General features: G+C 64.0%; 17 protein-coding genes. 7 read left to right on the top strand and 10 right to left on the bottom strand.

Going from position 1 to position 23,061, the window contains the following annotated elements; translation table 11 throughout:
* Positions 1 to 49 precede the first annotated feature (49 nt).
* Positions 50 to 427 carry a nuclear transport factor 2 family protein gene (locus tag Q3C01_RS04590; protein WP_458144143.1) on the top strand — a complete coding sequence of 126 codons (378 nt, stop codon included), beginning with the start codon at positions 50 to 52 and terminating at the stop codon, positions 425 to 427.
* A gap of 117 nt (positions 428 to 544) precedes the next feature.
* On the opposite strand, the gene Q3C01_RS04585 is transcribed toward Q3C01_RS04590, so the two are convergent.
* On the bottom strand, positions 545 to 1,222 hold the full coding sequence (locus tag Q3C01_RS04585; protein ID WP_458144142.1) for a hypothetical protein: 678 nt from the start codon (positions 1,220 to 1,222) through the stop codon (positions 545 to 547).
* 288 nt (positions 1,223 to 1,510) lie between these two features.
* Here Q3C01_RS04585 and Q3C01_RS04580 point away from each other — a divergent pair, with 288 nt between their 5' ends.
* Complete coding sequence (locus Q3C01_RS04580; protein ID WP_458144141.1) at positions 1,511 to 2,275, top strand: carbonic anhydrase; 765 nt, start codon at positions 1,511 to 1,513, stop codon at positions 2,273 to 2,275.
* A 301-nt stretch (positions 2,276 to 2,576) separates the two neighbouring features.
* On the opposite strand, the gene Q3C01_RS04575 is transcribed toward Q3C01_RS04580, so the two are convergent.
* The 4 genes from Q3C01_RS04575 to Q3C01_RS04560 form a co-directional block, all read right to left on the bottom strand.
* Entirely contained in the window at positions 2,577 to 2,840 is a 264-nt protein-coding gene (locus Q3C01_RS04575; RefSeq protein WP_458144140.1) for a hypothetical protein, read from the bottom strand.
* A gap of 34 nt (positions 2,841 to 2,874) precedes the next feature.
* Positions 2,875 to 3,999, bottom strand: coding sequence for a DUF2336 domain-containing protein (locus Q3C01_RS04570; RefSeq protein WP_458144139.1), 1,125 nt, complete (start codon positions 3,997 to 3,999; stop codon positions 2,875 to 2,877).
* A gap of 197 nt (positions 4,000 to 4,196) precedes the next feature.
* The gene (locus Q3C01_RS04565) at positions 4,197 to 7,865 is read right to left on the bottom strand and encodes an AsmA family protein (RefSeq protein WP_458144138.1); all 3,669 of its coding nucleotides are present in this window, start codon (positions 7,863 to 7,865) and stop codon (positions 4,197 to 4,199) included.
* A gap of 140 nt (positions 7,866 to 8,005) precedes the next feature.
* On the bottom strand, positions 8,006 to 9,244 hold the full coding sequence (locus tag Q3C01_RS04560; RefSeq protein WP_458144137.1) for a cytochrome P450: 1,239 nt from the start codon (positions 9,242 to 9,244) through the stop codon (positions 8,006 to 8,008).
* A 129-nt stretch (positions 9,245 to 9,373) separates the two neighbouring features.
* Between Q3C01_RS04560 and Q3C01_RS04555 the strand changes: the two genes are divergently transcribed.
* The 3 genes from Q3C01_RS04555 to Q3C01_RS04545 all read left to right on the top strand — a co-directional run bounded on the left by Q3C01_RS04555 (position 9,374) and on the right by Q3C01_RS04545 (position 11,942).
* A complete protein-coding gene (locus tag Q3C01_RS04555) occupies positions 9,374 to 9,982 on the top strand; it encodes a TetR/AcrR family transcriptional regulator (protein ID WP_458144136.1) in 609 nt (202 codons plus the stop codon).
* Positions 9,983 to 10,051: 69 nt separating this feature from the next.
* On the top strand, positions 10,052 to 10,750 hold the full coding sequence (locus Q3C01_RS04550; protein ID WP_458144135.1) for a class I SAM-dependent methyltransferase: 699 nt from the start codon (positions 10,052 to 10,054) through the stop codon (positions 10,748 to 10,750).
* A gap of 331 nt (positions 10,751 to 11,081) precedes the next feature.
* The gene (locus Q3C01_RS04545) at positions 11,082 to 11,942 is read left to right on the top strand and encodes a c-type cytochrome (protein WP_458144134.1); all 861 of its coding nucleotides are present in this window, start codon (positions 11,082 to 11,084) and stop codon (positions 11,940 to 11,942) included.
* A gap of 44 nt (positions 11,943 to 11,986) precedes the next feature.
* Here Q3C01_RS04545 and Q3C01_RS04540 read toward each other — a convergent pair whose 3' ends face one another.
* From Q3C01_RS04540 to Q3C01_RS04530, 3 genes are all read right to left on the bottom strand, one after another.
* On the bottom strand, positions 11,987 to 14,563 hold the full coding sequence (locus Q3C01_RS04540) for an EAL domain-containing protein (RefSeq protein ID WP_458144133.1): 2,577 nt from the start codon (positions 14,561 to 14,563) through the stop codon (positions 11,987 to 11,989).
* Positions 14,564 to 14,719: 156 nt separating this feature from the next.
* Positions 14,720 to 16,021, bottom strand: coding sequence for an MFS transporter (locus Q3C01_RS04535; protein WP_458144132.1), 1,302 nt, complete (start codon positions 16,019 to 16,021; stop codon positions 14,720 to 14,722).
* A 116-nt stretch (positions 16,022 to 16,137) separates the two neighbouring features.
* Complete coding sequence (locus Q3C01_RS04530) at positions 16,138 to 18,537, bottom strand: bifunctional diguanylate cyclase/phosphodiesterase (RefSeq protein WP_458144131.1); 2,400 nt, start codon at positions 18,535 to 18,537, stop codon at positions 16,138 to 16,140.
* 314 nt (positions 18,538 to 18,851) lie between these two features.
* On the opposite strand from Q3C01_RS04530, the gene Q3C01_RS04525 reads away from it, so the two are divergent.
* Positions 18,852 to 20,012, top strand: a complete 1,161-nt coding sequence (locus Q3C01_RS04525) for an ABC transporter substrate-binding protein (protein WP_458144130.1) — start codon at positions 18,852 to 18,854, stop codon at positions 20,010 to 20,012.
* A 110-nt stretch (positions 20,013 to 20,122) separates the two neighbouring features.
* Positions 20,123 to 21,253, top strand: a complete 1,131-nt coding sequence (locus Q3C01_RS04520; protein ID WP_458144129.1) for a tetratricopeptide repeat protein — start codon at positions 20,123 to 20,125, stop codon at positions 21,251 to 21,253.
* 155 nt (positions 21,254 to 21,408) lie between these two features.
* Here the strand turns inward: Q3C01_RS04520 and Q3C01_RS04515 are convergent, their stop codons facing one another.
* Positions 21,409 to 22,497: a C45 family autoproteolytic acyltransferase/hydrolase gene (locus Q3C01_RS04515; RefSeq protein WP_458144128.1), complete on the bottom strand. Its 1,089-nt coding sequence runs from the start codon at positions 22,495 to 22,497 to the stop codon at positions 21,409 to 21,411.
* A 154-nt stretch (positions 22,498 to 22,651) separates the two neighbouring features.
* Entirely contained in the window at positions 22,652 to 23,041 is a 390-nt protein-coding gene (locus Q3C01_RS04510; RefSeq protein WP_458144127.1) for a hypothetical protein, read from the bottom strand.
* Positions 23,042 to 23,061: the final 20 nt, after the last annotated feature.

The raw sequence follows: 23,061 nt of genomic DNA, 5'->3' as shown, positions 1-23,061 counted from the left end.
CGGGCGCATTTTTTCCGAGCTTTGCTCGGCCACCATGCAGGAGGTTCATATGGATGACCGAACCATGCGGCTTGCGTTGGAGCGTCACTGGAATGCGTCGGACGCGGGAGATTTCGACGTCGAGCATGGCATCTACCGCGAGGATGCCGTGCTTGACTATCCGCAATCGGGCGAACGGATCCGTGGCCGGCACAACATCCAGGAAAGCCGGTTCTTGCAGCCGAACAAGAAGCGCTTTGCGATCCGGCGCATCGTTGGAAGCGGCGATCTCTGGGTGACTGAATTCACGCTCAGCTATGATGACATCCCGTCCTACGCAGTGAGCATCATGGAATTCCGCGAAGGATTGGTGGCGCACGAGACGCAATACTTCGCCGACCAATTCGAGCCCTCGCCCTCGCGCGCGCATCTCATCGCGCGCGCTTGAATGGGCAGTCTTCGGGGCCAGCACGCGTAGCCCGGATGGAGCGAAGCGAAATCCGGGATGGTCGGGTCCGCTGCCGCCAGACCCCGGATTGCGCTTCGCTCCATCCGGGCTACGGCATCATAGGACCTGTCCGCTCGTCGCGGCATTCTTGTCGGCGAGAATGCTGACGCTGATCAGGAGAACCCAAACCGGGAACACCACGATGCTCCAGTCGAAATAGTAGCTGCCGACCAGAAGGACCGCTGCGATCGCGTATCCGCCAAGCGCCAGCCAGCGCGGCGTGAGGCCGGTGTAGATGCCGATCGTCGACGTCGTGATCATGAAAACGGATGCTGTCTTCACCACGTAGATGTTGATCATTCCGTAGGCCAGCGCGCGTCCAAAATGGAACGTCACCGAATCGACCGGAACTTCCGGCGAGGCGTGAAATGCCAGGATGATCGCGCCGACGACAGCCGCGGCCGCAAACAACATCGCCAGGAGCAGAAAACCGCTGCCAAGGAACACGGTTGCGAAGAACTGGTCCTCGCGCCGACCAAGCCTGTCGCGGAGCGCACCGACGAACCAGAGAAAGGCTATTCCTGCAAAAGGCACCAGATTTAACGCGATCACGACGTTGGTCGCTCCGGTGTGCAGCCATGCGCCCGTTTCCAGAGGATCTCGCGGCACCGAATGCCGCATCAGCACGAATACCGCGAATAGCAGGATCGAGAACACGACCCCAGCGATGGCGGCGGCTCTCGGGGTTCGCAGATGGGCGTGCATCACGCTCGGCCGGTCAGCGGAATCGCGCATGGCAGTGCTCTCCCAGGAAGATAGACCGCGGGCACCATCACCGCCCAGAGCGCGATACCTGTGAGGCACCGAAACGAGGCCGGAAATCGCCATGGTCCAACTGTCCGCGGACGGAAACAGGCTATTGCATGTGGTTCTCGGCCCAAACCATTGATCAAGATCAACGCCGCCGCAGCCCTTCCGGGATCAGTCGGCGATGCCCACGACGTGGTGCGGCAGAATGGCTGAACGGCGCCGAGCGGCCGACGCACGGAAGACCGGGACCGCTCCACCTGGAGGGACACACGCATGGATCGTCGTCAGCTCTTGAAGGCTTTCGCTGGACTCGCCGCTTGTCCACTATGCGCGCCGGCCGGTTTCGCAGCCGAGAACCACCCGCATTGGAGCTATGAGGGCGCAACCGGACCTGACGAGTGGGGCAGCCTCGATGCGGCCGACCAGGCTTGCGGGATCGGGCACCAACAGTCACCCGTTGACATCACCGGCGCCATCACGGCCCGGCAGTCCTCACTCGTCCTGCGCTGGAGCAAGCGCCCCGACACGATCGTGAACAACGGGCACACCATTCAGCTCAGCTTCGCGGACGGCGACAGGCTCAACATGGGTGGGCGCAGCTACAAGCTGACGCAGTTTCACTTCCATCACCCAAGCGAACACCATCTCGAAGGCAAGCCCTTCGCGATGGAGGCGCATTTCGTTCATGCCGCAGAGGGCGGCGGACTGGCGGTGGTCGGAGTCTTCATCGCTCCAGGCAGGCGCAACGCGGTGTTCAACAGGATCGTCTCGACGATGCCGGAAGAGGAAGGTCCGCCCGTTCCTGCGGATCACGCGATCGATCCCAACGGCTTGCTGCCGGCTGAGCGGGCCTATTTTCACTACGAGGGGTCACTAACGACCCCGCCATGCAGCGAAACGGTCGACTGGATCGTTTTCGCGCGCCGGATAGAAGCTGCCGAAGACGATATCGCGCGTTTCGCCAAGCTCTACCCCATGAACGCCCGTCCGGTCCAAAAGCTCGACCGCCGCTTCATTCTTTCCTCGGGAGCACGATGAGCTAGAGCGAAGCGATTAGTTTCGCTTCGCTCTACCCCACCTACAGCCTGTCATTATCGAGAAGGGCGCGTAGCCCGGATGGAGCGCAGCGAAATCCGGGATCTGGTGCCGGCGGATAAGACCGTTCCGGATTGCGCTTCGCTCCATCCGGGCTACGGGACTGATCGCTCGATCTAAAGCGCGATGAGATTAGGATGAATCGTCATCGCGCTTTAGGTTATTGTTTGTGCATGATCTCCGCGCAAACGCGTTCAGCGTTTGTCGCGAGGGAAAACCGCTTCACGCTTTTCCGGATCATGCTTTAGCGGAAATAGTCCAGCACGAGGTCGAGGTCGGAGCGGCCTGCGGCGGTGCCGTTGAGATCAGCGTCGATCACCCGGCGGCAGGCCTCCACGGCGGCGTGGTCGCCGAGATCGTTGGCGGCCTCGAGCACGAGCCAGGCCGCGTCGACCGATGCCTTGTCCGGTTTCGCCCCGCCGGCGTCGGCGTTGAGTGGCTTGTTGAGGTTCTTGTTGAGATTCTTGTTAAGATTCTTGCGGGCTGCGGTGCCGAATTGAGGCAACATGGCAAATATTCCCCTCTCGATTTCCCGATGACGCTCAATGCATCTGGAGTTCGGCGCTGCGGCCTGCGGCCGGATCGGCGGCGGTGCTGTTCTTGCGCGACTGGTAGAACTTCAGGATGCTGCGTGACGTCTCGATCTTGAGCCGGCCGAAATCGCGCTCGTTGTCCTTGAGGTCGCGCGCGGTGATCAGATGATCCTTGGCGCCGAGGAACAGGAGCGACATCGTCGTGTCCCACGAGAAATTCAGCGCCTTGCACAGCACCAGGAGCATCTCGCGATTGCGGTCCATCAGCGCGCGCTCGATCACGTCGACCGGCAGCGCCGAGAGCAGCGACAGGCCAATCTGCACCTCGTCGAAACGGTGCTGGCGCGCATAGTTCGAGATCGAATCCTGGTTGAGGTTGCCCTGGCGGTGCTGCGTCGTCACCAGGCGCTTGGCGACGAAATAGGTCCGCGAGGACGGCCCGAATTTCGATTGCAGGTCGCCGGTGACGTCGGTCACCGAGCTCTGGATCTGCGACATCATCTCCGGCCGCTCGCTCGCGAGCCGGCGGCGGACGTCCTCCGACGCTTTCGCAATGAGCTGCTGGAAGATGTGCCGCGGCACATCCTTGCGCAGGCCGAGTTGCTCGGCGAGGATCGAATCGCCGTCGGCGCGCCTCACCATGTGCAGCAGGCTGGAGCCGGAGAAGCGCGCACCCTCGTTCCTGGCGACCGAGGTGACGACCTCCTGATTGCCGCGCTTGACCAGGACGTCGGTCACGGCCTCGCCGATCGACTTGCGCTGCGAGATCGCCAGAAGGTGATCCTGCCCCTTGCTCAGGGCGTTCTCGATCAGCGTCTTCTCGTCGAGCCGGTCGGACTCGCGCAGAACGGGGCCGGCGACCGCGATCTCGTCGTCGAAGGCGAGCTGATGCAGCACGTTGAGCGGGGCGTGGTCGCAGGCGACCATCAGATCGGAGAGCTGCGCCCGCGCCGCCACCTCGATCTCGTCCGCGAGCTTGCCGATCACCTCGCCGAACATGCTGATCTCGTCGGCGCTGTAGCGGCCGGTGATCAACAGGTCGGTCGCATGCCACAACGCACGTGCACGGCTTTCGTCGGTGCCGCGCGCGATCGCGTCATCCAGATCCTGCAGAAGCGATTTCGCTTCGTTCATGGCGAATGTCCCCAGTTCTTGGCGGGCCGTCCTGTCCACTTGGCAGGACGCCGAATTCCTCTGGGAACCACCCTAGCCGTCAAACGCGAGAATTCGGTAAAATCGGGAAATCAGTTTTTCCGAGCAAAATTCCCTCAAATTTGCGCGAATAGCTTTACGACCATGCAGGGCCTCGCGCCTGCACCGGCATGCGGGTCTTACGGATTGGACTGCGGCACCAGGATCAGCGGCGGCTTCGGCTTGGGCCTTGGCGGCGGAGGACCGGGCGCCGGCCTGACCTCGATCGGCGGCGGAAGCGGCGCCACCTGCTGGCTCGCGATCGGCGGGCTTGAGACCGAAGGGCTCGGTACAACCGGTGCAGCCAGCGGCGGCCGCGGTGCCGGTGCGGCCTTTGGCTCGACCTTAGCCTTGGGCTGGGTGCGGCGAGGATCGCGGCCGGGCACCGGCACGTCGGCCGGCGGCGGCAGCTCTGGCGCAGCGTCAGGTGACACGAGTCGCGGCAGTGCCGCGGTCGCCGGCGGCGGCTCGCCGCGCTCGATGGCATCGAGACGCCGCGTCTCGCGGTCGATCGTCCGCACCGCCAGCCACGATGACAGCGGCGTGAGATCGACGGTGCGGTTGAGCTTGTCCGGCGGCCCCGCCGCGAACAGCTGGATTTCCGGAGGCGCGCCAGACAGGCCGGTCATGATCGGCGTCAGGCTGGCACGGATGTCGGCCTGGTCGGCGGGAATGTCATAGCCGCCGGAGACGATGGCGCGGGCGTTTTTAGCCTCCAGCGTGGTCGCGCCGACGCGCAGGCGGCCGTCGCGGATCGTGAACGGGATCTGCGCCGAGCCGATCCTCAGGGGGCCTGCTGACAGCGCCGCCTCGACGAGGTGCCTGAGCCTTGCGTCATCAGCGACCTGGCCGTTATCGCTGGCCCGGATCGCGAGCTCGAAGGCGAGCGGATCGAGCCCGGTCAGCTCGGCCGAGTCGAGCGTCACGGTGCCGTTGCCGGCGAGCGCACCGGTCAGCGCCGCAATGCTGCGGCCCTGGGCCGACAGCGCCATCTGCACCGAGGCACGGCCCTTGGGGACGGCGAGATTGCGATAACGCAGTACTGTCGCATCGACATTGGCAAGCTGGATGCGCGCGTTCAGCGACAGGCCGCCCGGACTATCGCGTGCATCGATGCTTGCGGTCATCTCGCCGCCGCCGATGCCGCCCTTCAGGGAATCCAGTGCCAGCGACTGACCGTCATTGCGGATCGTGCCGCTGAAGGGCCGCATCTCGATGCCACCGGGCAATCCGCCACGCAGGGCCTGGAAGACGATGCGGCCGCGCCAGCCGTTGAGAAGCCCTGCCGCGAGCGGCTGGTCTGCATCGCGCCCGGCCGCGCCGATGGCCACCGCCAGCGTCGGCACGAGATCGAGCGTATCGAGCCCGACTTCGCCGTCGATGCTCTTCTCCGAGTCCAGCGTCATCGCAACACGGCCACGCAGGTGCGAGCCCGAGGCGGTGCTGTCGAGATCGTCAAAAGTCAGCCTGTTGCCGGACAAGGTCAGGCGCGAGGACAGGTTGACGTTTTGCGCTGACTTCTCGCCCGCACCGATCCCAAACAGCGGCGCGACATTGGCGTTGCGCACGCGTAAATTCACGCTGGCCTTCGGATCCGGCGTCGACATTTCGACGCTGCCCTGCGCGTCCGCGTCCAGTCCGCCGCCGGCGATTTTCGCGTTGAGCTGAAGCGGCCGGCCCCAGACGCCGCTGACCCTGGCTTCGACCTGCGAAGCCCCCTCGCCTGCCGCGACCGCGCGGTCGAGGCCGAACAGCATCAGCAGCGTGCTCGCCTGCGGCGCAGAGAGTTTCGACTCCAGCGTGAAGTCGCTGTTGCGCAGCTTGTCGAGATCGAGGCCATTGATCGCCGCCGCCGATGTCTGCGCCGACAGCGTCGCGGTTCCCTTCAACTGCGGCGCATCGAGATCGAGCGCGGCGCGCGCATTGGTGCGATCGGCGTGCTCGGCGTTCTTGTCCAGGCTCAGATCGAGCTTGAGGCGCGTCGGACCGGGCAGCGCCTCGAGGCGCTCGAAGCGCGCGCCAATCGCCGGCGCGATCGGGTTGATCAGCGCGGTGAGCTGCACCAGCGAATAGGCCGACGATTTCAGCGACAGCCTGCCGGTCGCATGCGCGCGATCAAAGCTGCCGCTCGCCTCCGTCGTCACGTCGCTCGCCTGGCCGAACTGCAACTGCTCGAGCGACAGCGCGGCCGGGCTGTAACCGAATTTGGCGGCAAACGGCCGCAGCTCCTGCCCGGCCGAGATCGCGCGACCGACGTCGAGCGACAGCCTTGCCTCGTCCGGCCATTCACCTTGCGGCCCGGCGAGGCCGCGCACGAAGCTTGCGGCTGCATCGAGGTCGAGCCGGTCGGCCTTCAGCTCGGCGTCGAACCGCGAGCCCTTGTTCGCGGCGGTCTGCACGAAGGCGATGCGGCCCTCGACAGCGCCGCCCTCGATTTCGGCCTTCAGCTTGTCAATCGCGAGATGATTGGCGGCGACGGTCACGTCACCGCTCAGGCGCAACGGCTTGGTGCTGCGGCGATTGATCTCGCTGCGGCCCTGGAGCCAGGCCACCAGCGTATCGGGGTCGGAGGATTCGATGCTGAGCCGGCCGCTGAAGCTGTCAACGCCGGGGCTGGCGCCGTTGAGCGCGACCTGCGTCATGCCCGGCGCGCGCAGATCGAGCCGCTGGAAGGTCCAGGACCTGCCGTCGGTCTGCAGCTCGGCGGCGATGTTCTGCAGCGGCCGGCCGCCGAGCATGATCTGCTCGGAGCTGAACGAGATCTGCGCCGGGATCGGCGCCTGCGGAATGGCGGCGAGCCCTGCGCGCAGCGCCGGCAGGATGCGCAGCGGCTCGGTATTGTCCTTGGCCGCAAGCTTGTCGGCATCGAGCTGCCGCGCCGACAAATTCGCGCGCAGCAGGGGCGCAGCGCCGAACTTGAGGTCGCCGACGCCGGCGAGCTTGAGCGCGGTGTCTTCGGGACCAAAACTCGCCTCGATCTGGTCGAACTTCACGAGCGACGGATCGGCCTTGAGCTTCGTCGTGAGCTTCCACGGCGTCGGCCCGGAGGCTGCCGGCTTGTCCCTTGAGGTGTCCTTGGCTGACGGCACGGCGAGCGTGAGCGCGCCGTCGAATTTCGGCAGCCGGCCGTCAAAGGCGAGCACGCCTTCGAGATCGGCCAGGATCGCGCGCTCGCCGGGATCGATATTGACGTGGAGACGGGTGGCGGTGCCGTCGGGGCTCGGGCCGGAGGAAACGCGGAACGGATAGCGCGTGCCGGAGACGGTGACGTTGCCGTCGCCTCGCACCGAGCCCGCAAGCGAGCGGACGTCGCCGGCAAATGCGATGTCGCTGAGCTCCAGCGTCGAGCGACTGGCGGCATCATGAAGCGCGATGCGACCGGTGAGGTTCAGCCGCTCGATCGCGAGCGAGGCGAGGTTGAAGCTGCCGCTCGCCGTGGATGGCAGGTCGACCCGACCCTTGGCATCGAGGCCGAGATCGGCGGCCATGCCATTGACCGTGAGCTCGGTGGCGCGCCATTCGCCGCGCATCAGCGAAGAGAGGCTGAATTCGACGTCCAGCTTGTCGGCGCGCAATTTGCCGAGGTCGTTGTTGCTGCCGAAGGTGACCGAGCGCAGCCGCAGCGTCGGCGCCGGCAACAGCCGTGCATCGAGCTGGCCGGCAACCCGCACCGGGACACCGATGATTCGGCTCGCCTCCGCCTCGAACTGGGGTCGGAACTGGTTCCAGTCGATGAAGTAAGGCCCGATCAGAGCGGCCAGCAGCGCAATGATGAAGGCAATCGCTAATCCGAGCAGCGTCGTCTGCACGGGTCTCCCCTCGGCCAAACCGGCACCCGGGCCAAACCCAAGCCTACGTCTAAAGCCTAATCGAAGCCTAAGCCGCGCCGGAACAACCCCTTATATAGGGGCAAGTGTGGCGATGTCACAGCGACTGTTGCGCACGGAGGTTAACGCTGCCAGCTCGCCGGTAGGCGCTTCAGGCCGCGCAGGACGAAGGTCGGCCGCCATTCGGGGTTCTCGACGTCGTCGATCCGCAAGTCCGGCAGCCGCCTGAGCAGGGTGTTGATGGCGATCTCGGCCTCGATGCGCGCCAGTTGGGCGCCCAGGCAGAAATGGATGCCGCCGCCGAACGACAGCGGCCTGACATTCTCGCGGGCGATGTCGAGGCGGTCGGGCCTATCAGGGTAGACGGCCGGATCGCGGTTGGCCGAGCCCAGGAGGCACAGCACGGTCTCGCCCTTGGGGATCCGCTTGCCGCCGAGATCATCGATATCCTCCAGCGTCACGCGCCCGGTCATCTGCACCGAGGAATCGTAGCGCAAGAACTCCTCGATCGCGTTGCTGATCAGTTCCGGCCGCGCCTTGAGCAGGGCGAGCTGCTCCGGATTGCGGTGCAGGGCCAACAAGCCGTTGCCGATGAGATTGACGGTGGTCTCGTGACCGGCCACGAACAGCAACATGATGTTCGCGGTCAATTCCTCGTTGGTGAGCTTGTTGCCGTCTTCCTCGGCCAGCACCAGCTGGGTCGTGAGGTCGTCTCCCGGAATGCGGCGGCGCAGTTCGAACAGCTGCTGGAAATACATCTGCGCCATCAGGTTGCGTGCGTTGCCCTGCTTGATCTCGTCCGGCGTCATGGGGACAGGATCCAGGATTCGCACGCCATCGCTCGAGCCCTTGTGGAACGCCTCGCGGTGCTCTTCCGGGATGCCAAGCATGTCACAGATGATCGTGACCGGCAGACGGAAGGCGAAATCCCCGATCAGGTCCATCTGACCGCGATCGATGATCGCATTGAGGGTCTGATCGACGATTTCCTGGATTCGCGGCCGCATGTCCTCCACGCGCCGCGCGGTAAAGGCCTTGACCACGAGGCCGCGCAACCGGGTGTGATCCGGCGGATCGGCCTGGAGCATCGTGTGACCCAAATTCCGGAAGACCGGCTCCTCCATGATGTTCGGACCATAGCGGCGCCTCGAGCGCTCAGCGAAATCCTTGCCGAAGCGCTTGTCGCGCAGCACGAGGCTCACCTCGGCATGACGGCTGGCGACGAATGAGCCGAACGGCGTCAGATGCATCGGATCGACGGTGCGCAGGCGCAGGTAATGCGGATAGGGATCCCTGATGAAGTCGGGCGCCAGCGGATCGAACAGCGGATCGCTTGCCGCCGGCTTCGCATGCTCGTTCATGGTGACCTCAAAATCGTTCGCCGCATTGACATCGAACACGCCATTGCCCGGGAAACGTGCGGCGTGATCCCTGAATCTGCAACTCGATACACTATTGTATTGAGTTGTATCCTGAACTAAAATGCAGCGATGTCAAGAGTGAGGACAAGACCGACCCGCGACGATACCCGCGACAGGCTGTTCGAGGCGGCCGCGCGCGTGTTCGAGGACCAGGGCATCGGCGGCGCCAGCATCGAGGCGATCGCGGCTGCCGCCGGTTTCACGCGCGGCGCGTTCTACTCGAACTTCACCAGCAAGGACGAGTTGATCATCGCCATGCTCGAGGACCATGTCGAGCGGTCGATCCGGCGCAATCTCGACCTGCTCGCCGAGCATACCGATCTCGACGATTTCATCGCGGCGCTGAAGGCCATGGACCGCAGCCGGCAAGATCCGCTTGGCCGCGCACCGCTCCTGCACATGGAGATGATCCTCTACGTGGCGCGCGCCGAAAAGCGCAGGCCCGAGCTTGCCAAGCGCCTGCGCGCGCGGCGCAAGCTGGTCGCCGACATCATTCAGGGCGCGCAAGTCCACGACACGAACAAGGTGAAGGACCCGTCCTGGGCCGCCGCCGTGGTGCTGGCGCTCGATGACGGTTTCCGCCTGCACCGGCTGATCGATCCGGAGACCACGCCAGCCGACAGCTTTTTCCGCGCCATCAGCGACCTCGGGCGCACGATAGGGCTTGTCTCAGGCTAGGAATGTTAGAATCCGAAGTGGCTCCTAAGCTGACTAGCACGCACAAGCGCGACCAAAGAGCGATCTTTCATGACCGGCCCGACAGACTACGACGAAATCGCTTCGCGTTACGCGGCCGGAATCGACGAACGGCCGTGGAACGCACTTTACGAACGTCCAACAACACTGGGCCTTCTACCCGATGTTCGCGGTAAGGATGTTCTTGACGCTGGCTGCGGGCACGGCTGGTACGCAGATTGGTTGGTCCGGAATGGGGCGCGGGTTGTCGCAGTCGATTGCAGTCTCGAGATGGTCAAGCTTGCCGCAGAGCGATTGAGTAGTCGTGCGCGCGTGGTGCAAGGCAACGTTAGCAATCTACGTGATGTGCTGCCCGGCGAAACGTTCGACCTGGTTATTTCCTCGCTCGTGCTTCACTACCTGGCCGACCTGACGATGACGTTTCGAGAATGGTCACGCTTGCTCAGACCCGGTGGATTGCTGGTGTTCTCAACTCATCACCCTGTCCATCAAGCGAACCTCCTTGATTCGGGCTATCTGTGGTCGGGCTTGATCGAAGAGGAGTGGGGCTGGCTCGGCGAAAAGATGCGTTACTATCAAAGGCCACTGCGCGATCTAACCGAACCACTGACAGCAGCGGGCTTTGTCATCGAGCGGATCAGCGAACCAACACCCAGCGAAGCCCTGAAAGCAATAGACCCCAAGGGTTACGAACGACTTCGTCGCCTCCCCGCGTTCATCTTTGTCCGCGCACGTAAACTCAGTAGATGACGACCGGGATAGGAGGCTCCACGACTCCATCCGCCTCGGGTCAAAACCGGTAAGGCCCCACCCCAACAGCTACTTCCGCTTTGGCTCAGAAGACGACAATGCCTTTGAGTACCACGCTCATGCCGAGACCCTGGCCGCCATGGCTCCTTCCTGAGACGGCGAAAGTGATGTAGCTTAATGGCTGAGCTGCCAGCGGGCCGTGCGGAAGCCATCTTTCGGCAGCGCCGATGCCGTCCGCGGGCGTCCAACTCTCGTCATTATTCTTCCAAGCATTTCGACGCGTTTTTTACGCGACCACTCCCATTCCGAAGAACAGACAATGGAGCCAGTCATGGCAAAATTCATGGCAAGGTCGATTTTTATACTTGTCTCGGTCGCGGGAATGTTGGCTGCAACAGGCCGAGCACAGACGCCTGTGGAGCGCGGGCGCTATCTCGTGGAGGGCGTGCTGACGTGCGGCAACTGCCATTCGCCGCGCGGACCTGGCGGCCTCATCGACAGCACGAAGCTCTATTCGGGCGGCCCGCAGACCTGGGATGAACCAACCTTCATCGTCAAGGGCGCGAATATTACGCCCGACCCGGACAGCGGTATCGGAAAATGGGGTGCAGACGACATCAAGAAGGCGCTGATCGAGGGCGTTCGGCCGTCCGGGGCTCAACTCGCGCCGATCATGCCCTACGGTTTCTACAAGGTCTTCACCACAGGCGATCTCGACGCGGTTGTCGCCTATCTGCGTTCAGTGCCCGTGGTTTCGAACGAGGTAAAGGCGCCGGTCTACAAGGCGACCTTTCATGTCGAAACCCCTCCCGGCGCCGACAAGCAGATGACCGAAGGCGACTTGCGCGATCCCGTCAAGCACGGCTTCTATCTTGTCACGATCGCCCATTGCATGGAGTGCCACACGCCCAGAGTGAACGAACGTTTGGATTTCGCAAATGGCCTTGGCAAGGGCGGTCAGACGTTTCGCGGCCCATGGGGGGAATCGGTCTCCCGCAACATCACGTCTCATCCCGAAAAGGGCATAGGTGCGTGGAGCGACGGCGAAATCAAGCAAGCCATCACCAAGGGTATCCGCAAAGATGGCAGCCATCTCAAGCCGCCTATGGGTTTCGACTGGTATGCTCGCGTGAGCGATGCCGATCTCAGCGACATCGTCGCCTATCTGCGCACGGTGCCTCCAAAAGAATGATGATCCATTATGGGGTTGGGGTACACGCCCCGGCGTCATTGCCGTCAGGCCGTGCGCTTGACCGGCGTTGCCTCGCCCTGAGCGCGATCGAGACGGTCGCGCATCGCCCTCGCCTGCTCGGCGCTGTGCTCGAGCAGCCAGCGCTCGAACGCGACCGAAGCGAGCGCCGGCGCGTAGAGGAAGCCCTGCACGACGTCACAGCCGAGCTCGGCCAAGACCCTGCGCTGTGCTTCGGTCTCGACGCCTTCGGCAACCACGGTCATGCCGAGGCCCTGGCCGACGCGCACGACAGCGGTCGCGATGGCGAGCGCGCCGGCATCGGCTTCGATATCGCGCATGAAGCTGCGGTCGATCTTCAGCTCGCGGATCGGCAGATGCGCAAGCCGGCTGAGGCTCGAATAGCCGGTGCCGAAATCGTCCAGCGACAGTCCGACGCCGAGCGCGCGGATCGCCTTCATGGTCTCGAGCGCAACCGCCCGCTCCTGCATGAATGCGCCCTCGGTGATCTCGAGCATTAGGGCGTCCGGCGGCAGATCGTGCGCCGCGAGGACGCTTGCGACATGCTTTGCCAGCACGACGTTACGGAAATTGATCGGCGAGAGATTGACCGACACGCTGGGGATGTCGAGCCCGGCGCGGCGCCAGCCAGCCATCTGGCGGCAGGCCTCGCGGATCGACCACAGCCCGATCTGCTCGATCAAGCCGCATTCCTCGGCGAGCGGAATGAATTTGGCCGGCGAAACGTCGCCGAGATCAGCGTCATGCCAGCGCGCCAGCGCCTCGACGCCATGGATCGCGCCGTCGACGGTGCGAACCTGCGGCTGGTAGCGCAGGCTGAGCTTGTCCTCGGCGATGGCGCGACGCAGTGCCGCGGTGAGAGCGAGGCGCTGCTCGGTTAGTCCGTTCATGTCGGCGCAGAAGAAGCGATGGGTGGAACGTCCCGCCTGCTTGGCGTTGTACATCGCCGCATCCGCCTGCTGCATCAGCGCGTCGATATCGGTGGCGTGATCGGGATAGAGGCTGATGCCGATGCTGGCGGACATCTGCATCTGCCGCGCGCCGAGCCGCAGCGGCTCGGCCAGAGCCTCGGTGATCCGGCGCGCGACGCGCGCGGCACCTTCGGCGTCGCGGTTCGGCAACAGGATCACGAATTCGTCGCCGCCGAGCCGGCCGAGCATGTCGCCGGGCTCGATCTGCGCGCGCAGGCGATGCCCCAGCTCGACCAGGAGCTCATCGCCCGCGGCATGGCCGAGCGTGTCGTTGACGTCCTTGAAATGATCGAGATCGAGGAACGCCAGCGCGACATGGCTGCCGGGTCGACAAGCGTCGATCGCGGCCGTGATCAGGTGGCGCAGTTGCACGCGGTTCGGCAGACCCGTGAGGATGTCGTGGTAGGCGAGCCGCGCGATCTCGGCGCGCGCCTCTTTCCGTTCGATCGCGAGCGCACCGAGATTGACGCAGGCATCGACGATGCGCCGGTGCCAGCGGCTCGGCGCGCGCGGCTCCCTGTAGTAGAAGGCGAAAGTGGCGATGACCCGTCCGTCCTTGGACTTGACCGGCGTCGACCAGCAGGCGCGCAAGCCGATCGACAGCGGCATCGCCTTGTAGGGCTGCCAGCGCGGATCCCTGTCGATATCAACAGCGAGCACCGGCTTGCCGTAATAGGCCGCCGTTCCGCAGGAACCGACATCGGGTCCGATCGCGACGCCGTCCAGCGCCCGCGAATAGTCCTCCGGAAGACTGGGACCGCCGAGCGGATGCACGAAGCCGGCGGCATCGACATGAAGCAGCGAGCAGACGACGTCCGGCGCGATCTCCTCGACGCGCCGGCACAACCGGTCGGCGATCTCGGTGATCGGGACTTCGTCCGCCAGCGCAGACGTGATCAATTGCTGGAGCGATCGCAGTTGCTTGGTTTCGGTGATGTCCTCGAGCAGGGCGAAGATATGCTTCACCCTACCCTTGCGATCGCGAAAGGCGTCGATCCTGGCAGTGACCCAGATCTCCTCGCGATCCTTGCTGTACAGCATCACCTCGGCTTCGCCGCCGCGGCCACCCGCCATCAGCCGTTTGCCGAGCCTTGCAAGCGCCCTGCGGTTGGTGTGACGTCCGGCCACGAGCTCGCTCACGCGCCGCCCTTCAGCCTCATCGGTGGCATAGCCGAACACGGCGGCGAAGGCCGCGTTGGTGTAACGGATATTCAGCTCGGTATCGGTGATGATCACCGCGCGATTGGTCTGGTCGGACACCGCGTTGAGCAGCCCGATCCGCACGCGGCGTTCGGCCTCCTCGGTGACGTCGCGAACGAAAACGGCGTGATGGGTCGTTCCGATGGACGAAAGCGATATGGCGGCCCTGAGCCTCGTGCCGTCGCGCCGCACGAGGCTGATCTCGTCGCGGATATCGGTAACCGGGTCGGCCTGCAGGCATTTGAGCGCGAGAATGCCGGCGTCACGTCCAAGCGCGTCCGTCCGCGGGAGTTTCCAGAGCCGCTCCGCGGCTGCATTGAAATGCGTGATTCTGCGGTCGGCGTCGACGATGACAACGCCGTCCTCGGCCAGCTCCAGCGCAGCCAGCAGGACTTCCGGAGTTCCGATCGCAGGGCAATCCTCGGCGGACATCGTTGGACCCGGGCGCGTCGCAAGGTGCGACAAGGGCTGCAAGCCTAGCGGTCCGATAGTGTCCAAGAAGTTGGCTCAACCTGGCGTCGGCTTGCCAAGATGAGACATGCTTAAGAAACCGCGAAGAGGACCACGGAATTTGTGAAGCGGGCGACCCTATCCGGCGCCGGCTCCGGGGTGAAGCTTGTGCAGCCGGCCGGCGACCGCCCTCACCTTGCGAGGTGCGGCCTGCCAGATCGACAACGCCGACAGACCGCTGACGACCATCGCGATGGCAAAGGCGAGCGTGTAGTCGCCGGCAAGGTCATAGAGGAGGCCCGTCGCCCATGGTCCGGCCGCGCCGCCCGCCAGCGCGGCCAACATGATCATGCCGAAGATGCTGCCCTGATTCCTGCCCCCGAAGATCTCGAACACCACCGCGCCCATGATCGATGTCAACCCGTAGCCGAGAGCCCCTTGCGAAAACACCATCACGTAGACGAGCCAGAGTGAGGCTTCGAATTTCAGGGCGATCAGCGCAGCAAAGCAAATCGCAAAGCCTGCGCAGCTCGTCGCCCAGACCCATTCCCGGCCGATCCGGTCCGAGACATGGCCGAGCAGGATCTGGCCGGGAATGCCGAGCAGGCTGACCGCGCCGAGCGCCCACACTGCGACGCGCGGGCTGAAGCCGATGTCGAGCAGGAATTTGGTCTGGTGCACCTGCACCGCGTACCAGATGTACAGGCCGCAGAAATAGCCGAGTGCGATCCACCAGAAGCGTGCCGTGCGCAGCGCACTCTTCAGCGTCCATTCGGTGCCGGCCCAGACCGGGTCGACGATGTTGGAAACGGGCTTTGCCGCGCTCGCCGACGGCGCCGCATCGCCATCCGGGAGTAAACCGAGATCCTCGGGCCGCTTGCGGAGCAGCAGGTTGATCGGCGCCAGCGCGATCAGCAGCAAGAGCCCCATCGCGGTGCAAGCGGTACGCCAGCTGCTCTGCTCGATGATGTGCTGCACCCAGGGCAGCAGCGTCACCGAGCCGATGCCGGCGCCGGCAAAAGCGATGCCTATGGCGAAGCCGCGCTTGCGGATGAACCAGTTCGGCAGGAATAGCGACTGGCCGGAATAACCGAGGCAGATGCTGCCGGCGCCGACCATGACGCCCATGGTGACATAGAGGTGCCAGGGCTGGCTCGTCAGCGGCGCCAGCAGGAGTCCGCCCGCCATCAGCGCGACGCCGACCTCCATCACGGCGCGGGGACCTCTGTGATCCATCAGCCGGCCGATCAGCGGGCTGACCACGCCCGAGACCACGAATCCGAACGAAAAGGCGCCCGCCGTGACGCCGCGTTCCCAGCCGAACTCGGAGATGATGGGAGGAAAGAACAACGAGAAGGCGGTGCGCGCGTTGACCCCGATGGCCATGGTGACGAAGGTCACCGCGACTACCACCCAGCCATAGAAGAACGGAAGCCGCATTGTGTTTGTTTCATCCCTGGACGATCCTTCCGATCATCGGGGGATGTCCGGGTCAAGCACTTTTCGTGCATGCCCGGGCCACGCTTGCGTGACGGACCTTTGCGCGGCGATGGGTCTCAAGCCGCGTCGAGCTGCGAGCCGGAGACCGGCGCCTCCGGCGCGATCCGTTCGATCGGCTGCGGCCGTCCCAGGAGATAGCCTTGCGCAAAGTTGACGCCGAGCCCCTTCAGGCGCTCGAACTGTTCGCTGGTCTCGACGCCCTCGGCGGTTACCGACATGTCGAGGCCGCGCGCCAACGTCACGATCGAGGAGATGATGGCCGAGCTGCGCGGCCGGTGGCTGAGATTGCTGATGAAGGACTTGTCGATCTTGATCTTGTCGAACGGAAACGCCGTCAGGTAGCTCAGCGAAGAATAGCCGGTGCCGAAATCGTCGAGCGCCAGCTCGATGCCGATGCTCTTGAGCCGCTCCATGAAGGCGTGGTTCTCGAGACCGCGCTCCAAAAGGACGGACTCGGTGATCTCGATCTCGAGTCGCTCCGGCGGCAGGCCGGAATCTTCCAGCGCCGCGCAAATCACATCGAACAGCTCGGCTTCCTTGAACTGCACCGGCGACAGGTTGACGGCGACCCGTGTGTCCGAAGGCCATGACGCCGCGTCCTCGCAGGCGCGCCGCAGCACCCATTCGCCGAGCGCCACGATCAGGCCGGTCTCCTCCGCGAGCGGAATGAACTGGTCCGGCGGGATCAGCCCGCGCGTCGGGTGACGCCAGCGCACCAGCGCCTCGAAGCCGCGGCGCTGGCCGCTGGCGACATCTATGAAGGGCTGGTAGTGCAGCTCGAACTGGCATCGCGCGATCGCGTCGCGCAGGTCGCCCTCGAGCATGTTGCGCGCCTCGAGGTCGGCCGACATCGCCTCGTCATAGATGGTGAAGCAGTTGCGCCCCGCACCTTTCGAGCGGTAGAGCGCGAGATCGGCCTTCTTCAGAAGTTGTTCCTGGTTGCTGCCGTGCTCCGGCGCGATCGCAATGCCGATGCTGGTGCCGATCTCCACGCGATGGCCGGGCAGGAAGAACGGCTCGGTGACGAGCTTGGCGATCCGGCTCGCGAGCTCGGTCGAGCATACCCGCTGATCGTCGCAGCCTTCCTGGATGATCGCGAACTCGTCGCCGCCGAGCCGCGCCAGCACGTCGCTCTGGCGCAGCGCGGATTTCAGGCGCTGGGCGACCTGGCGCAGCAAGAGGTCGCCGGCCCCGTGGCCAAGCGAGTCGTTGACGTTCTTGAAGCGGTCGAGATCGAGCATCAGGATCGAGAAGGTCAGCCCGTCCTCGCGCATCTGCCGGTTGATCTCGTCCAGCCGCGCGAGGAAAAACGCGCGGTTCGGCAGGCCGGTCAGGATGTCCTGGGCGAGCTCGAGCACCCGGCGGTTGGCGAGCGACAGCCGCCGCGAGTTGCGGCTTGCGAGCACGAGATAGCTCGCCAGCGACAGCGTCAGAAGCATGCCGACGACCAGCACCGTGAGCGCGCGGTCATAGGCGGTCTCCAGCGGACCGCCGACGGTCGGCACGGCGCGCACCTGCCAATCGGTGTCGCCGATACGCAAGCCACCCGACCAGTGCACGCCCTTCGATACGTCGCTCATCGATTGCGGCGCGGTCGCCGAGGACGAGAAATCCGGCAGCGACTGCTCCAGGCTGACGATCTGCCCCGTGAAGGGCGGATAGACGTTGACGCTGATCGCGGGACTTGCCGCCGTCGTGGTGCGGATGGCACGCAGCAGCAGCGGCAGATCGAACACGGCGACGATGACACCCGCCTGGTTGCGGCGGCGATCGGCAACAGTGTCGCGCGAGGTGCCCTTGGCGTAGACGGGAACGACGACGAGGACGTTGGGCGACTGGCCGCCGTCGCGCGGCTCGTAGAGTTGCGTGCGCAGCGCCGCGATCCGGTCATTGTCGCGCGCGCGCTCGATCGCGGCATAGCGATCCGGAATGGTCGCGTAGTCCATGCCGTAGACCGGCGAGGTCTTCGGCTGCGTGGAATAGAAGACCGGGAAATACTCCTCGCCCTGCGGCGCGGTCGCAAAGCCTTGATCGTTTCCTTGGCCCTGAAGCGATTTGATGCGATAGCCGGACACGCCGTCCGCGACTGCGGCGGCCTCGTATTCGGCGCGCTCCTTGCGGTTGATGCGTGGCAGCCAGGCGACGCGGAGCATGCCTGGGTGATGCTCGAACAGCCGGCCGGCGAACGTCTCGAACTCGCTGCGGGTGACTTCTTCGTTGGTCGACTCGAACAGGGTGCGCAGCGCCACGAGCCGGCTGATATATTCGTTCATGCCGTTCTGCATGACGATGGCTTCGGTTTCGGCCGCGTTCTCGAACTCGACCTTGTTGACGCGGTCCTCCCAGCGCCCGACCGCAGCCGCGCCCACCACCGAGAACAATACGCCGAGGCTTGCTGCGACGAGCGCAGGACGGTAGAGCCCGGACAGCGGCGCAGGGCGCCATCGCCCGATCATGCGCTTCCGATCCTGATCATTCTGATCGCGATCGCCCATCTCTCTTAAGCCGTCCCTCTGGCGTGACGGGTCGAACTTCTGGTTGAGCCGTCAGGAAACGATCGGACATGGGGCTCGGTTAAGAAGTGCACAATTTCCTTGCGTCGCCGGGCGCGACTGCGGGGCTTAGTTAACTTTTCCTGCGCCAGTCGCCGCACCATGGAAACAATTGCAACAATTCTCCGGAGTAATACGGAGGGCGATCGGCCTTGCGGTTACGGACGGCGGCACTATCGTTCTCCCGTAATTCCCGCAAATCCCGTATCAGCGCCGCCATGACACGAGTCCGTTCCGCGACATGCATCGTTCTGGCCGTCGTGCTGGCCGCATTCGTTGCGCCGGCAGCCCGAAGCGAGGAGGTCGGCGTCAGCACCGATGCGATCCTGTTCGGCCAGGCTGCGGCGCTCGAGGGGCCCTCCTCCGCGCTTGGCTTACGCATGCGGCAAGGCATCGTCGCCGCCTTCACCGAGATCAATGCCAAGGGCGGCGTCCACGGCCGCAAGCTGCAATTGATCAGCCGCGACGACGGTTATGATCCCGACCGTTCGGTGGCGCAGACGCTGCGGCTCATCGACGAGGACAAGGTATTCGCGCTGATCGGCGCAGTGGGCACGCCAACCGCGATGGCGACCATTCCGATCACCAGCCTCAGGAACATTCCCTTCATCGGCCCGTTCAGCGGCGCGGAATTCTTGCGCGACCTAGAGCTCAGCAACGTCGTCAACATCCGCGCCTCCTATGCTGCGGAGGCCGAGGCCTGGATCAAGCATCTCACCGAGGAGCGCAAGTTCAGCCGCATCGGCATCTTCTACCAGGACGACGCCTTCGGGCGCGATGGTCTCCTCGGCGTGAAGCGCGCACTCGCCAAGCGCGGCCTCGAGCTTGCGGCCGAGGGCACTTTTGAGCGCAACACCAAGGCCGTCGCGTCCGCCTGGCGGATGCTCAGGCGCGCCGAGCCTGAAGCGATCGTCATGGTCGGGACTTACGGCCCGTGTGCGGAGTTCATCAAGCTCGTGCACCGCAGCGGTCTCAATCCGACCTTCGTCAACATCTCCTTCGTCGGCGCCAATGCGCTCGCCAAGGAGCTCGGATCCGAGGGCGAAGGCGTCATCGTCTCGCAGGTCGTGCCGTTTCCCTGGGACGCATCGCAAAAGCTCGTTGCCGACTACCAGGCGGCGCAGAAGGCGTTCGACCCGACGCTGACGCCGGACTTCGTGTCGCTGGAGGGCTACATCTCGGGACGCCTCGCGGCCGCCGCGTTGGAGAAGGCCGGACCGAAGCCGACGCGCGCCGGGCTGCTGCGGGTGATCAACGACGTCGGCCGCTTCGACATCAGCGGCAGCACCATCACCGTCGGCGTCAGCATGATCGACACGCCGCCAAAAGTGTTTTTGACGGTGATCCAGAAGGACGGGACGTTCAAGCCGATCGACTAGGGTGTGGCTCCGGTCGATTGAACCAAGACTTCTTTACCGGCGACTAAGTCTCGGCATTTGGCGTATCGCTCGCCGCTATCCTCTGAATACCGAAGAGTCGGACGCAATCGATGAAGAGACATAATTCGCTGATTACGTCCGCCGGGATGATCTGTTCAGTCCTGTCATTTGCGTTGGTGCTGCTGACATTCCACGTTCAGGCCCAGACTGTGCCGGACGCAAAATGCGCTGGCAAGCCTGATATCCCCTGGAGCGAGCAGATTGCGGGATGCACCAGCGCGATCGAATCCCGCAAATATGCCGGAAAAGATCTTGCGAAAGCCCTCCTATTTCGTGCCAGAGCCTATGGCCAGACGGGCGACCTCGATCGGTGCTTGGCCGATGTCGAGCGGGCGATCCAGCTCGATCCCAATGATCCCGTTGCTATCGGCTCGCGCGGCGACGTATATCTGGTGAGGAAAGATTACAACCACGCGCTGGCTGACTATACGAAGGCGGCCTCGCTCGACCCCACGAACGCCTTGGTCATCATCGGCCGCGGGATGGTCTATTTCGCGACAGGCGACCTCGACCGCGCCATGGCCGACTTCGATCAGGGAATCCGGCTCGATCCCAAGGCTGCCGCAGGTTTTGCCAACCGCGGCGGCCTCTATTATGCACGAAATGATTTCGATCACGCCCTCTCCGATTACACAACAGCAATCTCGATCGACCCCAACGGTGCGTTGCTCTACAAGAGCCGCGGCCACCTCTATTTGCTGAGAAACGAATTCGACCGCGCCATGGCCGACTTCGAGCAAGTCATCCGGCTCGATCCAAAAGCCGGCTACGGCTTTAATGGTCGTGGTCTCGTCTACACCGCCAAGGGCGACTTCGATCGCGCCCTTGCCGATTTTGACAGGGCCATCAGCCTCGACCCCAAGGAAGCATCCACCCACCTCGGCAGGGGTGCAATGTACTTTAACAAGGGTGATTTGGATCGTGCGCTCGCCGACTACACATCGGCAATCGCGCTCAATCCCAACTTTGCCATGGCCTACAAGAACCGCGGAGAGGTTTACGAGGCCAAGGGTGATCTGGATCGCGCCATTCTGGACTATGGCGAGGCGATCCGGCAGCAGCCGACCTTCGCCGCTGCCCTGTACCGGCGCGGTAAGGCCAAGCACCTCAAGGGAGACGCAGCCGCGGGCGACGCGGATATTGCTGCCGCGAGGAAAGTGGATCCAGGAATTGGCAGGTAGATTCCAGAAGTAGGATGAACAACGCAAACATGCTCGCCGCCCGAAAGCTGATGGTCGGCACGCCGCCAAAAGTATTTCTGACGATGATCTAGAAGGACAGGATGTTCAGGCCGATCGACCAGCGCGTGGTCTCGTAGACCCCGTCCGTTTCTGGCTTAGACCCTGCTCCACAGCCTCGCTCTCGCTCGCCGGGGGGATAGTCGACCCAGGCCGAGTTGCCCCTTGAGCTGCTTTGTCGGCAGATCTTCACCGGCGACCCACAGCTTGAAATCGACGTCCAGCATGTCCTCATCGAGCGCGGCGGCATCGCCGCCGATGCCAATCAAGAGCCGACGTTTGGCCGGCTCGGCGACGATGGTGTGCAGCGTTTGGGCGTTGCCGTAGTTGTGGAAGGCCGGCGAAGCGGAGAAGTTCAGCGCCGTGAAAGTCTGTTCGGCACTGAGCTCCCGCGCGGCCCAGCCTTCGAGCGGCGGCAGCCGGTCAATCGAGTGCGCAACACGTCGGTTCAGGCGCCTCAGTTGTGGCGTCTGGAAATGATTGGTGCAAGCCAGCCAGTCGCCCCTGCGCACTGCGACCGCGCCGGCCCCGGCCTCGACCACCGCAGCCACGCCGCCGGCGTCGAGCACCGAGTAGTTGTTCTGCGTGACGTGGGGCGTGCGACGCAGAAGGTCGATTGCCTCCGTCGTCGTCGCGCAGCTGTCGAGTACGCGCCTAACCAGCAACACGCTGGTGAGACCCGGCGATCGCGGTCGCGCTCTCACGAGATGGAGGCCGATGGCGAGCCCGTGCTCGTTCATGCCGTCCAGCCTGCCAGTCAACTGGTGGCTGCCGCCGATGCTGGCGTAGCTGCCACGCACCTGCAGGAGCGCGAAGCGCGCCTCGTAGCCTCGTGGCCGAAAATCATAGTTGCGGCCATAGACGCCACCGCTCATGACAGCCGAGCAGCCGCCGGTCGGCATCCGCAACCCGTCATTGCCGAAATAGGTGACCGCTTGCTCCATCGGGATGTTGAGCCCCTCGGCGATCCCACCGATCTCCTCCCACAGCGCCGGCGCGTAAGTCCTGAACGCGCGCTCTTCTGTGCGAATATTGAGCCACCACGGCAGCCGTACATTCTTGCGTCGGAGAAACGCCTTACCGTTGCGCGTCGCCGCAAAGGCATCAGCCTGCGCACGGCCGACCTCGTAAGGCGTGCCGCGACATTGCACAAAGCTGACGCGGAGCGTCTTGGTAGCGGACGCCATCGTGACGCCTTAACTGGGTTGAACTTCGAACGCGTGGATTGCTGCCTCTATAGCGTAGCACCCAGCGGTCGCAAGTCGGCCTGCCGATGTAACACGCCTGATTTCACAGCTGCCGACTGAATGTCCGTTCCCGGTCCAAACCACCAGCGGATGCTCAGGTGTTTGGGTGAAACCAGCCAAGTATCGCCATAGCGAGGCACGCGAGAAAGGCTACTGTCTGGTGACCCATTTCCATCCAGTACCGGACCGGCGCGGTGTCTCTATGAAAAACCTGACTCGGCCAGCCCAAAAGACCGTCTACGAGCCAGTCCAGAATATCAGCACTGTGAAAGAAGGACGTGATTTTTCTCTCGACAAGGCCACAGCGCACCTTGCGGATGCAATCGACGCACAAATAAATTGCGACGATGCGAGCGACGACTTCACAAAGGAAAAACTGCATTTGCGCGTCAATCGGCAGGGTTAAGGGCCAGGTGCGGTCGTGAGCGCTACCTGGTCTTGGTGTGACCGGATTTGGTGTTGGTTCAATTGCAGGAATGATCACGGCGCTGGTCGCCCAATCCA

This window comes from Bradyrhizobium sp. UFLA05-109, assembly GCF_054185165.1.
The sequence above is the reverse complement of the archived record's forward strand: the minus strand, read 5'-3'. Positions and strand labels throughout refer to the sequence as shown.

Coding starts and splice junctions, on each gene's coding strand:
- Q3C01_RS04590 (WP_458144143.1), top strand. CDS start 50: ATGGATGACCGAACCATGCGGCTTGCGTTGGAGCGTCACTGGAATGCG.
- Q3C01_RS04585 (WP_458144142.1), bottom strand. CDS start 1,222: ATGCGCGATTCCGCTGACCGGCCGAGCGTGATGCACGCCCATCTGCGA.
- Q3C01_RS04580 (WP_458144141.1), top strand. CDS start 1,511: ATGGATCGTCGTCAGCTCTTGAAGGCTTTCGCTGGACTCGCCGCTTGT.
- Q3C01_RS04575 (WP_458144140.1), bottom strand. CDS start 2,840: ATGTTGCCTCAATTCGGCACCGCAGCCCGCAAGAATCTTAACAAGAAT.
- Q3C01_RS04570 (WP_458144139.1), bottom strand. CDS start 3,999: ATGAACGAAGCGAAATCGCTTCTGCAGGATCTGGATGACGCGATCGCG.
- Q3C01_RS04560 (WP_458144137.1), bottom strand. CDS start 9,244: ATGAACGAGCATGCGAAGCCGGCGGCAAGCGATCCGCTGTTCGATCCG.
- Q3C01_RS04555 (WP_458144136.1), top strand. CDS start 9,374: ATGTCAAGAGTGAGGACAAGACCGACCCGCGACGATACCCGCGACAGG.
- Q3C01_RS04550 (WP_458144135.1), top strand. CDS start 10,052: ATGACCGGCCCGACAGACTACGACGAAATCGCTTCGCGTTACGCGGCC.
- Q3C01_RS04545 (WP_458144134.1), top strand. CDS start 11,082: ATGGCAAAATTCATGGCAAGGTCGATTTTTATACTTGTCTCGGTCGCG.
- Q3C01_RS04540 (WP_458144133.1), bottom strand. CDS start 14,563: ATGTCCGCCGAGGATTGCCCTGCGATCGGAACTCCGGAAGTCCTGCTG.
- Q3C01_RS04535 (WP_458144132.1), bottom strand. CDS start 16,021: ATGCGGCTTCCGTTCTTCTATGGCTGGGTGGTAGTCGCGGTGACCTTC.
- Q3C01_RS04530 (WP_458144131.1), bottom strand. CDS start 18,537: ATGATCGGGCGATGGCGCCCTGCGCCGCTGTCCGGGCTCTACCGTCCT.
- Q3C01_RS04525 (WP_458144130.1), top strand. CDS start 18,852: ATGACACGAGTCCGTTCCGCGACATGCATCGTTCTGGCCGTCGTGCTG.
- Q3C01_RS04520 (WP_458144129.1), top strand. CDS start 20,123: ATGAAGAGACATAATTCGCTGATTACGTCCGCCGGGATGATCTGTTCA.
- Q3C01_RS04515 (WP_458144128.1), bottom strand. CDS start 22,497: ATGGCGTCCGCTACCAAGACGCTCCGCGTCAGCTTTGTGCAATGTCGC.